The sequence below is a fragment of the Spirulina sp. CCNP1310 genome, assembly GCF_034932185.1.
Lineage (GTDB): Bacteria > Cyanobacteriota > Cyanobacteriia > Cyanobacteriales > Spirulinaceae > Spirulina.
Map to the genome: position 1 here is coordinate 1 of NZ_JAYGHW010000041.1, position 16,189 is coordinate 16,189.

A 16,189-nucleotide genomic window follows, 5' to 3' on the forward strand; every position below is an offset into this window, starting at 1 on the left:
GCCATTCTATCATAGTCATTGCGGCTAAAGCCGCCGAGTCGCTTTTCCGCCCCGCTCTAAAGAGACGGGGCTACCAAGCTCCCGAGTTTTTATCGTGTCGGGCAATCTTCTTCTGGAGCTTGAGCCATCGACTCGACCCCTTCTTTCTCCCCTTGAGTTGACGTTGCAGCGATTTCAGCTTGTGTTGTCCTTTCACGAAAAATCGAGGGTTGGTGATTAACTCACCCGCAGAAGTTGCCAAATCGCTTTCAATACCCACATCAACACCCAACGGCTCCCCATGGGGCTGCACTTCCGGCACATCTAGATCGGATTGAAACACAATCAGGGCGTAGTAACCCGAAGCCCGCTTCACCACTCGGATCTGCTTCGCCTCAAATCCTTCGGGGACAGGTCTTGAAAGGCGCATCTTGACCAAACCAATCTTAGGCAGGTTGACGCGATTTCTTTCCACCACTCCTTTATTGAGTTGAGGAAAAACGAATGAACGCAGTTGGTTATGGCAGAAAGAAAGCATTAGGCAAAACAGTAGATCCTAACTTTAAACAGGGGCATTGAATACCCAGTATTTTTACCTTAGCCTAGGCAATTTCTAGAGCCACCCTTCATCATACATTCTCCTGTTAAAATGGGGCGAAAAATAATTTTTCGCCCCTACATTGGGGTTAGAGAGAGGCGATAGCCTCTGCTTCTGTGGGTTTCCAGAGCGTATCGCCAAACAACACCAACGAGCATTCAATCTCACTTAAAACCTCGGTGGTGACATCACTCACCGCCAAACCGGCAATCGTCCGCCGCCGCACCGATCGCAACATCACCAGATCATGACTTTGGGCTTGGTAAAGAATCGCCTTTGCCGTATTTTCATGGTGCATAATCTTGATTTTAATCGATACTAACCCCGCGATTTGTGCAATATAAGCCGTTAATTCCCGCTCGATTTGTTCCACCTGATGGGGATGGGTATAGCGATTGCAGACATAAAGCACCGTCACCTCCCCCGCATGGGTATCTGCAAACAATTGCGCAAAACGCACCGTCTGCAATGCAGAAGCCGTAATCCCCTTAATCGGTACAAGAATCCGCTGTAAATTCATCGGCTCATCCAACAACCGCATCACCGCCACCGGACAATGGGAAGCCCAAAACACATTATCAATCACCGTTCCAAACAGCCGCGCCTGTAAACTCGTCGTCGGACTCCAACCCATCACAATCAAACTCGCATTGCATTCCCGCGCTGTGCGGCTAATGCCGTGGGCAATGTCATCATCAATGCGGATACGTGGTTCCGCCGTCACCTCATACTTTTCCCCAATAGCCACCGCCCGCTCCAAAAGGCGATCGCTCTGTCGCAACGCTAAATTGAGATGTAAATCATCCATGTGGACATGGGCCTTGGCGATCGCCAACGGCACAATACAGCCCCCCTCATGGCGAGCCAACATCGCCCCCATCTCAATCAAATATTGCTGCGTATGGGGGTTGGCAAGGGCAATCAGCACTGTAAATTTCGCATTAGCAGGAATAGCAACCGGGTTATCCAACGTGATCCGAGCCAACGCCCCCGCCGCGCTTAAATCCTGGGGAACCGTTAACCGACGGGCAAACTGAGCCGTCAACACCGGCCCCAAAATCGCCGTCACCAACATCATCACAATCACCGCATTAAACACCGCCTCCGTAATCACCCCCGCCTTTGTCGCCACCAACGCCGCCGCTAATGTTGCCGCCACTTGGGGCATTGATAAAGACCACATCGTCAACATTTCTGACCAAGAATAACGGTAGAGTAACTTGGCCACTAACGCGGCTAACAATTTCGCGGTAATTAAACCCCCCACGAGCATCATCGTGAAGGTAATATCGGTAGTGAGCGTGACGGCCATTCCCGAAAGATTTAAAAGTAACCCCATATTGACAAAGAAAAAGGGGATAAACAGCGTACTGCCCACAAACTCCACCTTTTCCTTAACGGGCGATCGCCCCACCACATCATTCACTGCCAACCCTGCCAAAAACGCCCCCACAATCGGGTCAACATTAATCAATTCCGCCCCCACTGAAGCCAGGAACACCGCCAACAACACAAACAAAAATTGATTGCCCTGCTCATCCCCCGTGCGCCGAAAATAATCTTTCCCTGCCCAATCAAACCCAAACAGCACGATGGCACAATAGAGTGCCAACATCACCAACTGGCCAATTAAACTAGCGGCGGAAAAATCCCCCGCATTGATGGCAATGCACACCGCCAACACCAACAAGGCGCTAATATCGGTAAAAATTGTTGCCCCAATCGTCACCGTAATCGCTTCATTGCGCACCAAACCAAGGCGATTCACAATCGGGTAGCCTAACAATGTATGGGAAGCCAACAGTGACCCGATTAAAACTGAGCCATTCCAACCAAAACCAAAGATCCGGCCGACGGTAATCCCCATCATCATTGGGATGATGAACGTGGCAAAACCAAACCCCATGGAGCGGTTTTTGGTTTTACGAAATTGGGAAAGATCAATTTCTAAACCCGCTACAAACATCAGATAAATTTTGCCAATATCCGAGAGCAGCTTCATCGTTTCACTCTCAGCACTGAGCAAGCCGAGGCCACTTTCCCCCACACAAACCCCCGCCACCAACAGCCCCACTAAACCCGGCAGCCGTAGCCGCTCAAAGAGGGGCGGGATGGTGAAAATCACCAGTAACAGCAGCGTGAAGGAAATCAGAGGGCCACTGGGGAGGGCGTTGAGGAAAGAGAGCATAACCTTAAGGGGGCGATCGCACGGGTTCCATCTTAACCTTCTCAACGGGGACAAACAGGGGACAAACAGTTTTTCGCCCCTACATCAGGTCTGAGGCTGTTTGGGGGGCGATGGGGGCAATGTTGCTTTGAAGAGCGGGGCGACAGCAAATATAGATCAATGGCCCAAAGAAGGGGATCAGGGCGATCTTGCCTAAGATTCCCGGTTTTTCCACCCCCCGCCGGGCCAGATCATCCCCCAAGAGGGCAGCAGTGAGGCTGGAGAGGAGCAGAAAATCGAGGCTCATCACATGGATAAAGCGGTTTGTTTGCCATTGGTGGCTAAAATCTGCCCAATCTCCAGTCATAACCCCCCAACCGCAGAGGCCCAAGGCTCCGAGGGCAACGATCATCCCCAACCAGCGGGAATCCTGAATCCGAATCCACCACCCCACCGGCCCGTTAAATTCCGGATTCGGGCGGCGCAGGGCTAAGTAGGGCAAGAGGGCAAAGGCTCCCGCGAGAAACGTCCCCGCCGCAAACACAAAGGCGGGCAACCTTTGCCCCCGTCCATCGCTATACAAAAACATCCCATAGACCACCGGCAACACCCCCATCAGGTTAAACAGGGCAATGATCAGGGGGTTGATCCCCTCCCAAGGGCCATTAATCATTTGGATGATCAGGTCGAGGGTATCGGGTTGATCGGGGGGGGCAAGGAACGTGGCATAACCCAGGAAACCGAGCCAGAGCAGGCCAAAACCCAAAGGCGATCGCAACATAGAATATGGCAGAATAAAAAGACTTTCAAACTGTAGCAATTTCTTTCGGAGACAATGCGAGCGGCGATCGCCCAGGATATTCTTTCGATCCATGCCGATGATGTCCCCGCCTATAAAAAGGGGGGGTCTGTGGTGCGCAATAGTTATTTTTGGGCGTTGAAGTCGATTAGTTGCCATGCCCGGCGCGATCGCCCCTGGGAATTTGATGCCCCCGTATGGGTGGCTTTGGGGCGAATGTTGATGGCCTTTACCGAAGCGGGCTATTTGAGCAGTGCAGAAACCTGTTTAGAATTTCCCTACGATACGCCGATCCCGCCGGAGTTGCGCCTCGTGGCAACTTGGGTAGAAGAATCCTAGGGGCGGAAAATTTTTCGCCCTCAACCCCTTTCAGATAAGCTAGGATCTGCTTAATTGCTCCCTCAATGGCGATCGCCCCCATGACTTCGATCCAAGCGCAACTGAACCACCGTTTTATCCAGGGCTTTCAGGCCGCCTTTGGCCCAGAAGTCGCTATTCCTCAGCCCCTCATTGTTCCCGCCAGTAATCCCAAGTTTGGCGATTATCAATGTAATGCCGCCTTGCCTCTGGCTAAACCCCTCCAGCAGAAACCGAGGGACATTGCCCAAACCCTCTTAGCTCATGTCCAATTGGGGGAAATGTGCGAGGAGCCGGAATTGGCGGGGCCGGGGTTTATTAATCTCCGCTTGAAGCCGGACTATTTAGCGGCTCAGTTGGCGAGGAAACAGGGCGATTCCCGTTTAGGTGTGGCGCAAACAAAAGAACCCCAGCGGGTGATTGTCGATTTTTCTAGCCCCAATATTGCCAAGGAAATGCACGTCGGCCACCTGCGATCGACGATTATTGGCGATTGTTTGGCGCGGATTTTGGAATTTCGCGGCCATGAGGTGGTGCGCCTCAATCATGTGGGGGATTGGGGAACCCAGTTCGGAATGTTGATCACCTACCTGAAAGAGGCCTATCCGGAAGCCTTGACGACGGCGGACGCACTGGATTTGGGGGATTTAGTCGCCCTCTATAAACAGGCTAAACAGCGATTTGATCAGGATGAAGTTTTTCAGCAGACTTCCCGCGAGGCTGTTGTGGCGTTGCAGGCGGGGGATGAGGAAAGCCGCCGGGCTTGGCAGTTGCTCTGTGATCAGTCTCGCCGCGAGTTTCAGGTGATTTATGATCTGCTCGATATTGAAGTCACCGAACGGGGGGAATCCTTTTATAATCCCCTCCTGCCGGATGTGTTGAAAACCTTAGCAGCGGCGGGAATTTTACAGGAAGATCAGGGGGCGCAATGTGTCTTTTTAGAAGGGTTTAGCAATAAAGATGGTCAACCCCTCCCCCTGATTGTCCAGAAATCCGATGGTGGCTTTAACTATGCCACGACGGATTTAGCGGCACTGCACTATCGGATTCATCAGGATGAGGGCGATCGCATTATCTATGTCACCGATGCCGGCCAAGCCAACCATTTCACCCAAGTTTTTCAAGTGGCCCGGCGGGCAGGCATCCTCACCGATGCGGTGGAGGTGGTTCATGTACCCTTTGGCTTAGTCCAGGGGGAAGATGGCAAGAAATTAAAAACCCGTTCCGGGGAAACGGTGCGGTTGCGGGATCTCCTCGATGAGGCGGTACGGCGTACCCGTGAGGATTTGGAGCAGCGTTTAGCGGCTGAAGGTCGCAGGGAAACGGAAGCCTTTAAACAGGAGGTGGCCCAAACCATCGGCCTCAGTGCCGTAAAATACGCCGATCTCAGCCAAAACCGCACCAGTAACTACATTTTCAGTTACGACAAAATGCTCTCCCTCCAGGGCAACACCTCCCCCTATCTCCTCTATGCCTATGTCCGAATTCAGGGCATTCAACGCAAGGCGGCCGGGGGCGCATTAGCGGTGATCCCGGAGGATTTGCCGCCGGTTTCCGGGATTCGGTGGCGGGCCTTGGCGGTGACGGCGTTGCTGACGGTGGTTGCTTTCGTCTTCATGGATGCCTCGATCCGCATCCACCATGAACTCCACACGATCCCCCTGTTAGCGGAAGTGATGCGGCTGGTGGGGTTTGGCTATGGCCTTTGGTTTGCATCCCGTTATCTGCTCTTTCCGTCAGGGCGGCAGGATTTGCGGGGGATGATTACGGGTTGGTGGGATCAATGTTTTGGGCCGGTGGATGCCTTGGCCGCTCTCCCCCCCAGCCCTTGCCTTCACCTCGATACGGAGCCGGAGTTAGTCTTAGCCAAGCATCTTTTACAGTTGGAGGATGTGTTAGCGGAAGTGGAGCAGGAGTTATTCCCCAATCGCCTCTGTCAATACCTGTTTGAATTGAGTCAAAAATTCAATCAATTTTTTGAACAATGTCCGGTGTTGAAGGCGGCTGAACCTGTGCGATCGTCCCGGTTGGCATTGTGTGAACTCACAGCAGATACCTTAAAGTTGGGTTTATCGCTGTTGGGAATTCCGGTATTGGATCGAATTTGATGTCAATGGAAACCGGGTTGTTTCGATTTGCGCGTTTGTTGCGAACATAGTGACAAAAACCCGGTTTCTTGATTTATTTCAATACAACTCAAGACAATGTAATCTAGAGTCTCTCAAAAGTTCTTGAATGGCTTCTTCACCAGATCGAATCATCATTTCAACCTCTCTAGTGGGTGCATTACCACATCGTAGCCAAACAACCTTGGGGGGAGAACCATATAGTCGGCTTCTTTCAGCAAAATCTGCATCCTGAGTCACAATGCAGAAGTCATTCCCCTGAGCAAATTCCCAGATTTCAGTATCCGTTTTTTCAGCCAGTTCATGAAATTGAACATGACTAGAACCAGGAAAAATATCTGCTAGACGATTCACTAGCTTACGACTAAGGTTTTGGTCAAACAGTAGTTTCAAGCAGCAGTCACCAACGCAACTAAACGATGCTCACGATCAGCCGCAAACTCTAAGCAGGCCCTGATATCGGTTTCAGTTAATTCTGGAAAGTCGTCGATGATCTCAACAGTAGACATACCCGCCGCTAACCAGCCGAGGACATCGTAAACCGTGATTCGCATCCGGCGGATACAGGGCTTGCCTCCCCGTTTGTCTGGCTCAATGGTGATGATGTCACGATAGCTCATAATCTCAACAATCGATTGATGTGTCTCAAGTTTAGCGTAGTCGGGGCGAGAATTTTTTGATTTTTCGCCCCATCAACCCGCCTCAAGCTGTTACGCCGGAATCGAGGCGGAGGTAGGATTCAATAAATTGATCCAGTTTGCCATTCATGACATCTTCAATGGCGGTGGTTTCGGTGTTGGTGCGGAGATCTTTGACCATTTGGTAGGGGTGAAAAACATAGTTGCGGATTTGGTTGCCCCAAGCGGCTTCCACCATATCGCCGCGAATTTCGGCAATTTCCTGCGCCCGTTGTTCTTGAGCAATGATCAGTAATTTGGCTTTGAGGAGGGCTAGGGCTTTTTCTTTGTTTTGCATTTGCGATCGCTCCTGGGTACAGCGCACGGCTAACCCGGTGGGGAGGTGAACGACGCGCACCGCCGTTTCAACTTTGTTGACGTTTTGCCCTCCCTTGCCGCCGGAGCGGGTGGTGGTGATTTCCAGATCTTTATCGGGGATCTCCAGTTGAATTTTGGAGTCATCGAGGGCGGGCATCACTTCCACCCCTGCGAAGCTGGTTTGCCGTTTGTCGTTGGCGTTAAAGGGGGAAATGCGCACGAGGCGATGGGTTCCCTTTTCGCCCCGGAGATAGCCGTAGGCATAGCGGCCGGTAAATTCCAGCGTGGCGGATTTGATCCCGGCTTCATCCCCTTCAGAAATTTCCGCCAGTTGCACCTTATAACCCTGTTGTTCGCCCCAGCGGGTGTACATCCGCAGCAACATTTCCGCCCAATCTTGGGCATCGGTTCCCCCGGCTCCGGCGTTAATCGTCAAGACTGCCCCTTCTTGGTCGTATTCCCCGGCGAGGAGTTGTTCTAGTTCCCAGCGATCGAGGCTTTGGTTGAGTTGGGTGAGGGTTTGGGCGGCTTCGGTTTCGAGGCTGGGGTCGGTTTCCAGTTCGAGGAGTTCGGCGATCGCCTCCATATCCCCCAATTGTGCGCACCAGGTTTGGTATTGTTTGAGCCTGCTGGTGCGATCGTTGAGGGTTTGGAGGATGGCTTGGGCGCTGGTTTGGTCATCCCAGAACCCCGGTTGGGCGGATTGTTGTTCGAGATCGTGAATTTCAGCGTTGAGGGTGGGGAGGTCAAAGATAGTCCTGGGCTTTGCCCAGGCGGTCAGTGATCAGTTTAATCTCCCGTTTGATTTCGGTCAGTTCCATGCCAGATTTAAGTAATTTGGACTTGGAAGATCATATCGTTAAAGTCGCGATCGCCTCCACCAAACAGATCTTCAAACCCAAAGGTATTGCTCCCTAGGAGGACGATATGGTTCTGAGCATCGGGGTTGGCGGCTTGGAAAGCAAAGAAGGCATTGATCCCGCCCCCGCTATTGTTGGGGTTGCTGTTCAGGAAGGCATCAATATCGGCATTAACCACCATGAACGGGGCATAGAGTGCGCCCCCTTGCAAACTGGAGGTAACAGTGGTGCTTTGTTGGTTGCCTACGGCAAGGGTGACTTCGGAGATACGGTTCGAGATGGCGGCTTGGGCATAACCGGCTTGGCCGGGAGCAATGCCGTTGACGGTTCCAGAAATATCATCAATGCGATAAAGCCCAACAGTGTTATTAAACGTCGCTTCCCGGTAGAGGGTAAAGCTCGCCACCCGTCCCCCAGTAGCGGATCGCAGATCAATCAATTGCAAACCGTTGGCTTGCACTGTTCCGACACCTAAGGGAATTGTTTCGGTGGTTTGGTTAACCCGCAAAATCAAATCACGGTTATTAAATTGACCATCACGATTCGTATCAAAGATCACATCATGCACCCCATTACCGCCAGCATTGACATTAATTTGACTGGTAATATTGCTGTCTGCCAAGGCAATTTTAAACGTTTCATTGCCCACAAAGGGGTTATTCTCAACCTTATTAATGTCATCAATATTATTAATATTATTAATCAGGAAAGATTGCAAAGCCACACCAAAGCCCCTCGGCTGACCAACCACCGGCAACACAGAAAATAACTGTTCTGTGAGATTGCCCCCACTGACGTAGGTAATATTCAAGTTTTGAATGGAACTTCTTGCATTAGCTTCAGGGGCGTTGAGAACGGAAATTTTCACCCGGCCACCCGATCCAACCCCAGTCGTAAACAATGGCATTTTTGATATTGGGTCAACTTCAACTGTTAAGTTAGTCGGTGCTGCCACTACTGAAACATTGAGCGCAAAGTCAAAAATGCCATCAGTACTTACCCCATTAACCAGAGTGCTATTGAGATCAGGATTGTCAACTTTCAACCTGATATTTGTTGAAAATGTGGTTCCTGCTTGTGCAGTATTCCCAATTAAGTTTAAATCAAATCTTTCAATACCAGGGTTCGGGTTGGGGTTAGAGGGAGAGCCAAGTCCCAGTAAAGGATTAGCAAAGGGTGGAGTACTGAATACAAAATTAAAATCAGTATCGTTATCGGAGTCTGGCTCTTCCACAATAGCCATGGGGTTTTGGCCTGCATTACGAATCCGAAAGGAAAAAGGCGGTAAACCCTGGCCCGCGACCACCGTTAAGTTGAGCGTTGCTCCATCTAAAATCTTTGTGCCGTCTAATCGTTCAACAATAACAGTGGGATTGACTGGATTTAAAGGTAAACCGGGAATATTGGAGCTAGGGTCAGGAATATCATTCCCCAACAGAAGATTTTCATTGCTGGGTAAGGTAGGTGCAACAATCCCCGCACCTCCCGGTGGCAAACCAGGATATTGAGCAATAATCGGGTCATTATTTTGAATGGAATGGAAGAGAGATTGAATATCCTTCCCTCCCCCGGTGTTATCGCGAATGATTGAGTTGGTAACGCGGGTAATTTGAATCGGGCGATTTGTATCTCCTACGGCAATCCCGGAGCCAAAGCGGGAGCTATTTCCCGTAATCGTTACTTGATCAAGAGAGATTGTCCCACCGTCAACAATGCGAATGCCCCCACCACTCCCAAGATTGGCAGTATTACCAGTAATTGTGACATCAATTAAATTGACTTCAACCCCAAGCCCATTTAATCGAGCATTGCCATCGGCATCAATCCCTGCCCCCCCATCATCGAGACCACCACCGACTGCTAAAGCTTTGTTGTCACGAACCTCGCCACCAACCATGGTGAGAACAGCGCGGTTGCCGACTGCGCCGGTTACGGCGTTGGGGGCAGTTGCAATGTTGAGGATGCCACCGCCATCATCGTTAGCGGTGTTGCCACGGATGATCGAATTGTTGATTGTCAGGTTGCTCCCAACATTCAAAATACCGCCCCCATCATCGCCATAAGGATTACTCCCAAAAGCCTGACCACCAACAATTTCAAGATTGTTTAGGGTCACTGCAACCCCTTCGTTAATGGCCATAATCCGAAAAGGGGATGTGCCAGTCCGCTCAATTTTTGCTCGGCTATTGGCATTACCATCCCAAAAAATCTCTAAATTATCGGTGATTAACGGTAAACCCGTAGGGCCAAATATTTCCAGTTGTTGACCGACAAGAACATTCTTGGTGAGGTTGAACGTTGTTCCAGTGAGCCTGATCTTATCGGCGCCAGGAGTGTCGTTGGCCAGTTTAATTTTCTCAATTAACTCGTCTCCATTGAATGCAGTGAACTCAGCGAGGATCGCGGGATAACTGGCTTGGGTTTGGGGGGTGAAGGCGATCGCAGCTTGGATGGGGGCGGTTTGGGTCGTCAGTTGCCAACGACCGCCGAGGGACTCGTGACCCGTCGGTGTGGGGGAAGCCGCCACCGTCGCCCCCGTGAATGCTGCTAAAGCTGCAATGAATTGCGAACCCGCAACCCCTTGGCCCACATCGCAACCATAGAGGAGAATTTCAAAGCGATCGCCCCCCGCCCCTCGCCAACTTTCTAAAGCAAGGCGATTCCCCTGTAACGTAGCGAGATCAACAACCCGATCCCCTAAAAATAATTGACCCGGTTTCCCATGGCTCACAATGTGGAGACTGTTAAAACCGCCATGGGTCGCTAAATAATCCGTAATCTGCGCTAAACCCTCCCCAGGCCGAAGCTCCAACACCTCCGCCCCCGGCAACAAGCCCCGCCGCAACTGCTCCAAATGGGGGATGCCACCATCCAACACCACCAACATCCCTTGGCCAGCCAAGGACATAGAACTCCGGGTTTCTAAAATTGCGGTATTCATAGGATTTTTTCCGTCGCGCCTCAGGATGGATGGCCGTAGCTATCCCTAATATAAACAGTCTGCCCCCCTTTCGCAGAAAAACCAACAAATCTTTGGCCGAAAAAAATCCCGCCCCCCTCGCCATCTGGCCCAGAGGCAAAAAAATTCCCGACCCCAAAGGAGCCGGGAAACACTTATCAGGGTGCATCTACCATTGTTTTGATCCGTCCTAGCCTGGGTAGATCCGGATAAAATTGCACCCAACTTGGGGAATTAACGCCGCTCCCCCGATTCCGAAGCCACAAACCGCGAAACCGGCTCCGTATCCCGCCGCAACAGCCCCCCCAACTTCTGCACCACCCGATCTACATAGGTAAACAACACCGGAATCACCACCAGCGTTAACAATGTGGAGGTGGTAAAGCCCCCAATGACGGCGATCGCCATCGGACTCCGTACCTCCCCATCCGCCCCCCATTCCAGGGCAATAGGCAACATCCCCGCAATGGTTGACACCGAAGTCATCAAAATTGGCCGTAACCGCGACACCCCCGCCTCAACGATCGCTTTATATTGTGGCTTACCCTGTCGCATCGCCTCCAGGGCAAAATCCACCAACAGGATCGCATTCTTCGTCACCAACCCCATCAACAACACAATCCCGATCAAGGCAAACAGCCCCATCTCCTTCTGCATCACCAACAGTCCCAACAACGCCCCCCCAATGGACAGGGGCAACGCCGCCAAAATCGCCACCGGATAGAGGAAATTGTTATAGAGCAACACCAAAATTCCATAGATCGACAGCACCGCCAACCCCAGAGCCGAAAAGAACCGCGTGAAAATATCCCGCATAATCTCCGCATCCCCCGCCGGTTCCTCCAACACATCGCTAGGCAGCGGATTCATCGCCGGTAACGCCCGCACCGCCGTCACCCCATCCCCCAAGGAAATCCCCACTAGGTTCGCCTCTAGGGACACTTGGCGAGCGCGATCAAACCGTTGGATTTCCGCCGGGCCACTGCCCAGGCTAAACTGAGCCACCGCCGCCAAGGGAACCATCGCGCCGCTATTGCTGGGAACCCCTAAGGTTTTGAGCGTTTCTAAATCCTCACGGGCAGCGGGATCGATTTGGATTAGAATCGGGATTTGGCGATCGGCGAGGTTGAACTTGGGCAGGTTGGCGGGATTATCCCCGATCAGGGCGAGAGAGGCCGTGCGGGCGATCGCCTGCACCGAAACCCCCAAATCCGCCGCCCGTTGGCGATCGGGGGTGATAATGAACTCCGGTTTCACAAGGCTGTTACTTGAAGTCACCTCCACAAAACCGGGCAATTCCCGCATTTGGGCCTCCAGTTCCGCCGCCGTTGCGGCTAACTGTGTGGGATTTTCACTTTTGAGGATCAGGCTCAAATCCTTTGCACTTCCCCCCGCCCCTTCCGAGCGGAACGTCACCCGCGCTCCGGGGATTTTTTGGAACTGCGATCGCATTTCCGTTTGGAAATCCCGCTGATGGACGCGCTGAGATTTAGGCACAAGATTCACCGATAACTGCCCCGTGTTGGCATTGCTGGCATGGGCCAACACCGAAGCCACCGCCGGATGCGCTTCTAGTTCCGCGCTCACCCGTTGCAAGACCGCTGTCGTTGCCGAGAGGGGCGAACCGGGGGGTAGTTCGACGCTGACGGTACTTAAACCCGTATCCCCAGAGCTAAATAACCCTTGGGGAATGTAGGGAACTAATTGAAGACTGCCGATAAAAAAGAGGAGGGCGATCGCCAGCGTTAACAACCGATGGCGCAATGCCCACACCAATAAACCCTGATAGGGCCGCCGCCGCGCCGGTTGGCTGATCGTTGCATCCAACTCTTGACGAAACTGATCATAGGGACTGGTGAGATCTTCCCCCCGCGTCCGGGGCTTATCCTTGAGCAAATAGGCACTGAGCATCGGCGTGATCGTCGTCGCCACCAATGTAGAAAACATCGTCGAAACCGCCACCGTCACCCCAAAGGGCTGGAAAAACTGCCCCGGTATCCCCCCCATAAACGCCACCGGCAAAAACACCGCCACAATTGTCGCCGTCGTCGTCACCACCGCCAGGCCAATTTCCCTCGCCCCATCCATAGCCGCCTGAAACGGCGGTTTCCCCCGCTGAATATGCTGATCAATATTTTCAATCATGCAAATGGCATCATCCACCAAGTTCCCCATCGCCAACGCCAACGCCAACAGCGTCATGCCATTGAGCGTGTAACCCAAACCACGCATCACCAAAAAGGTAGGAATCACCGACAGGGGCAAAGCGCAGGCGGTGATTAATGTCATCCGCCAATCTTTGAGGAACAGCCCCACAGTGATCACCGTTAGCACCGAGCCGATTAAGACCGCATCAAGGGTGGATCGATAGGAACCTCGGATCTGTTCGGCGCGGGTAACGATCAATTGCAGCGTCATATCCTCCGGTAGCGTCTTTTGTAACTGCGTGACCTGACGACTAACCGCCTCCTCCACCGTTACTAACGTACTGCCAGAACTGCGATACACCGCAAACCCCACCACGGGATCCTGATTGAAAAACGCTGCCTGTTGAGGGGTAAGGGAGCCATCTACCACTGTGCCGAGGCTATTGAGGGGAACTGTGCCGCCGCTGGGGAGGATAATTGGGGTTTGAGCCAGTTCGGCCACGGTGGCCATGCTGCCCAATGTGCGCACATTTTGCTCGCGATTCCCTAACTCGGTTTGGCCGCCGGGTAGATCAATATTGCCTTGGCGGATTTGATCATTCACCGCCGTAGCGGTGATGCCGTAGGCTTGGAGCCGTTGGGGGTCGAGATCAACCCGGATCGCCCGATCTACCCCCCCTAAGCGTTCAATGCGGGCCACACCGGCAACAGCGAGGAGGGAGCGGCTAATCGTGCGATCAACAAAATCGCTGAGTTCGGCAACGCTCCGCCCTGGGGCAATCACGGCATAGGTCATGATCGAACCCCCGGCAAACTCTAGCCGCTGCACAATGGGTTCATTGATGTCTTCGGGGAGGTCGGTGCGGATCTGGGCGATCGCATTGCGCACATCATTGGTGGCTTGGTTGGCATCAGTTCCCAATACAAACTGAATCACGGTACTCGATCGCCCATCGGTGACGGTGGAGCGAATTTCATCAATATCCCCTAAACCCGCCACTGCATCCTCTACTTTACGGGTGACTTGGGTTTCCAGTTCCGTCGGCCCGGCACCGGGTTGGGTGACATTCACCTGCACCACCGGCAGATCAATATTGGGTTGGGTATCAATGCCCAGGCTGAAGAAGGAGAAGGCCCCGACAATGGCGAGAACGAGGAATAAAACGAGGGTGGGGACAGGTCGTTTAATCGACCAGATGGAGAGGTGAAAGGCCATAGAATTTGCCGCGCAAGGAGCAATGCGGCTCGCACTGGAGCGGGGGAGGGACGATCCGCAATTGTTAAGATATTTTAAGCCATTTCGGCCAGGATGGACGGGATTGTCATCGGTTTGGGCAGGATGAGCATGAAGCGACTGCCTTGGCCGAGGGTACTTTCCACCCAAATGCTGCCATGGTGTTGTTTGACAATTTCCCGACAAATGGCCAGCCCTAACCCCGTTCCCTGATGGCTGGATTGATGATCTTTCACCTGCTGGAACCGCTCAAAAATGCGATCGCAATCCTCCGTCGCAATCCCCGGCCCCTGATCGGCAATGATCACCAACACACCCCGTTGATCACCTTCAGCGGTGATCAGGATTTCCGTGTTGGGGGGAGAGAATTTCAAACCATTGTTAATTAAATTGGTGAGGACTTGCAGGATTTGATCCGGGTCAGCCCAAACGGTGAGATCCGGTGCAATGGCGTTGCTCTGGAGCGTGATTTTTTGCTCTTGGGCCATGGGTTGCATCAGGGCGAGGGCCTGATTAATCAGGGTTTGCACAGAGCAGGCTTTTTTATTAAGTGTCAGTTGTCGCGATTCAAGCCGCTCAAGGTTGAGGAGGTTGTTAATCAGGCGAATCAGGCGATCGGTGTTGTTGCCGATAATTTCGATCAATTGTTGCCCCTTGGGATGCAGTTCCCCGAACTTGCCTGTGCCGATTAACTTAATGGCGGCATTGATGGAGGTGAGGGGGGTGCGCAGTTCATGGCTGGCGATCGCCAGCAGTTCATCTTTACGAGCGGTGAGGGCTTGCCTTTCCTGCTCCAAATCATGGCCAGCAATGAACTGCCCTAACCCTTGGGACATCAATTCTACAATATCCACCTCATGGGCATTAAAAGCCGTGGGCCGCTGCAAGGGATCAGCAAAACAAAGCACCCCATAGATCTCCCCCTTGACCAAAATCGGTGTACCCACATAGCTGGCAATGGGCGATCGCCAGGGGGATTGCTGCTTTTGCTCCGGGGTGAGTTGATGAATGGCGATGGTTTTGGCAAATTGCACAACAGTTTGCCCTAAGCAGGGGGGAGGAATGGGATCCCCGACCTGTAGTGTTGAGGTGATGGGATGACAAGCCGCCACCATCACGGGCCGCAGATCAGGGCTATCCTCAACAACACCCTCTAAGCGGCACACCATCCCCCATTGCATCCCCAGCATCTTACAGCCCGCCTCAAGATAGGCTTGAAAAATTTCCACCACTGAACCATAGAACTGGGTATCGAGATGGTGCAGAATTTTGAGGTTACGGTTTTGGGCATTAAGGGAAGCTTTGGCAACTTGGAGATGGAGGTGGTTGGCAATACGGGCGAGAATTTCCGCTTGAATGAAGGGTTTGGTAACATAGTCCACGGCCCCTACCTCAAAGGCGGCAATAATATCTTCTTTGGCATGGCTGGCGGTGAGAAAAATGACGGGGATTTCCGCCCAAGCCGGATTGGCTTTGAGCCTCTGGCAGACTTGCAATCCGCTCATTTTCGGCATCATCAAGTCCAGTAAAATCATATCTGGCTGAGTCTGCTCAACCCGGGCGATCGCCTCCTCCCCATGGTTGGCCATTGTGACCCGATAGCCTGCATGATCTAAAATTTTGCTCACCACCTTGAGGTTATAACCGAGGTCATCCACCACCAAAATTAGAAAATCAGCAGGATTCTGTACTGCCATTCATCACCACCACTCGATTAGGCCATGGGTTCACCCTCAGGGGCGATGGGTACGCTGTCCCGGATCGCCACCGCTCTTAAACCTAACAAAATCAGTCCCGCCTCTCCACCGATGCAATAAAAATTGCCATCTTTACGGGGTTTGGGGCAAAAATCTGGGGGAGGGCGAATTTTTTAGGGGAGGGTGAAAAATTTTTCGCCCCTACCGAAGCATATTAGTACATTTAATCTAATGCCCCCACAATGATATAGTGGTCAATTGCTATCCACTC

The 16,189-nt window shown here is 52.4% G+C and carries 11 protein-coding genes; 2 read left to right on the plus strand and 9 right to left on the minus strand.

The features are described 5' to 3' along the window. Positions 1–70: 70 nt before the first annotated feature. The 3 genes from VB712_RS08780 to VB712_RS08790 all read right to left on the minus strand — a co-directional run bounded on the left by VB712_RS08780 (position 71) and on the right by VB712_RS08790 (position 3,525). A complete protein-coding gene (locus VB712_RS08780) occupies positions 71–517 on the minus strand; it encodes a transposase (RefSeq protein WP_323254183.1) in 447 nt (148 codons plus the stop codon). Positions 518–665: 148 nt separating this feature from the next. Beyond that, a complete protein-coding gene (locus VB712_RS08785; protein WP_323254184.1) occupies positions 666–2,765 on the minus strand; it encodes a cation:proton antiporter in 2,100 nt (699 codons plus the stop codon). 79 nt (positions 2,766–2,844) lie between these two features. Then, the gene (locus VB712_RS08790) at positions 2,845–3,525 is read right to left on the minus strand and encodes a DUF2834 domain-containing protein (RefSeq protein WP_323254185.1); all 681 of its coding nucleotides are present in this window, start codon (positions 3,523–3,525) and stop codon (positions 2,845–2,847) included. 54 nt (positions 3,526–3,579) lie between these two features. On the opposite strand from VB712_RS08790, the gene VB712_RS08795 reads away from it, so the two are divergent. Then, a complete protein-coding gene (locus tag VB712_RS08795) occupies positions 3,580–3,882 on the plus strand; it encodes a hypothetical protein (RefSeq protein ID WP_323254186.1) in 303 nt (100 codons plus the stop codon). An 80-nt stretch (positions 3,883–3,962) separates the two neighbouring features. Next, positions 3,963–6,008, plus strand: coding sequence for an arginine--tRNA ligase (gene argS / locus VB712_RS08800; RefSeq protein ID WP_323254187.1), 2,046 nt, complete (start codon positions 3,963–3,965; stop codon positions 6,006–6,008). Positions 6,009–6,086: 78 nt separating this feature from the next. On the opposite strand, the gene VB712_RS08805 is transcribed toward argS, so the two are convergent. From VB712_RS08805 to VB712_RS08830, 6 genes are all read right to left on the minus strand, one after another. Beyond that, a complete protein-coding gene (locus VB712_RS08805) occupies positions 6,087–6,419 on the minus strand; it encodes a DUF5615 family PIN-like protein (RefSeq protein ID WP_323254188.1) in 333 nt (110 codons plus the stop codon). Further along, the gene (locus VB712_RS08810; RefSeq protein ID WP_323254189.1) at positions 6,416–6,646 is read right to left on the minus strand and encodes a DUF433 domain-containing protein; all 231 of its coding nucleotides are present in this window, start codon (positions 6,644–6,646) and stop codon (positions 6,416–6,418) included. The genes VB712_RS08805 and VB712_RS08810 overlap by 4 nt, the downstream gene beginning before the upstream one ends. Before the next feature lie 82 nt (positions 6,647–6,728). Then, a protein-coding gene (gene prfB / locus VB712_RS08815; RefSeq protein WP_416236297.1) for a peptide chain release factor 2 occupies positions 6,729–7,842 on the minus strand; the annotation gives its coding sequence in 2 pieces (ribosomal slippage) (positions 6,729–7,769 and positions 7,771–7,842; 1,113 coding nt in all). A 7-nt stretch (positions 7,843–7,849) separates the two neighbouring features. After that, positions 7,850–10,822 carry a DUF4347 domain-containing protein gene (locus VB712_RS08820; RefSeq protein WP_323254190.1) on the minus strand — a complete coding sequence of 991 codons (2,973 nt, stop codon included), beginning with the start codon at positions 10,820–10,822 and terminating at the stop codon, positions 7,850–7,852. A 252-nt stretch (positions 10,823–11,074) separates the two neighbouring features. Further along, positions 11,075–14,203 (minus strand): efflux RND transporter permease subunit, encoded by a 3,129-nt coding sequence (locus tag VB712_RS08825; protein ID WP_323254191.1) that lies wholly within the window; start codon positions 14,201–14,203, stop codon positions 11,075–11,077. A gap of 74 nt (positions 14,204–14,277) precedes the next feature. Beyond that, positions 14,278–15,918, minus strand: coding sequence for a response regulator (locus VB712_RS08830; RefSeq protein WP_323254192.1), 1,641 nt, complete (start codon positions 15,916–15,918; stop codon positions 14,278–14,280). Positions 15,919–16,189 lie beyond the last annotated feature (271 nt).

Excerpts from the sequence above, each read along its gene's own strand:
- VB712_RS08780 (WP_323254183.1), bottom strand. The coding sequence starts at position 517 with ATGCTTTCTTTCTGCCATAACCAACTGCGTTCATTCGTTTTTCCTCAA.
- VB712_RS08785 (WP_323254184.1), bottom strand. The coding sequence starts at position 2,765 with ATGCTCTCTTTCCTCAACGCCCTCCCCAGTGGCCCTCTGATTTCCTTC.
- VB712_RS08790 (WP_323254185.1), bottom strand. The coding sequence starts at position 3,525 with ATGTTGCGATCGCCTTTGGGTTTTGGCCTGCTCTGGCTCGGTTTCCTG.
- VB712_RS08795 (WP_323254186.1), top strand. The coding sequence starts at position 3,580 with ATGCGAGCGGCGATCGCCCAGGATATTCTTTCGATCCATGCCGATGAT.
- argS (WP_323254187.1), top strand. The coding sequence starts at position 3,963 with ATGACTTCGATCCAAGCGCAACTGAACCACCGTTTTATCCAGGGCTTT.
- VB712_RS08810 (WP_323254189.1), bottom strand. The coding sequence starts at position 6,646 with ATGAGCTATCGTGACATCATCACCATTGAGCCAGACAAACGGGGAGGC.
- VB712_RS08820 (WP_323254190.1), bottom strand. The coding sequence starts at position 10,822 with ATGAATACCGCAATTTTAGAAACCCGGAGTTCTATGTCCTTGGCTGGC.
- VB712_RS08825 (WP_323254191.1), bottom strand. The coding sequence starts at position 14,203 with ATGGCCTTTCACCTCTCCATCTGGTCGATTAAACGACCTGTCCCCACC.
- VB712_RS08830 (WP_323254192.1), bottom strand. The coding sequence starts at position 15,918 with ATGGCAGTACAGAATCCTGCTGATTTTCTAATTTTGGTGGTGGATGAC.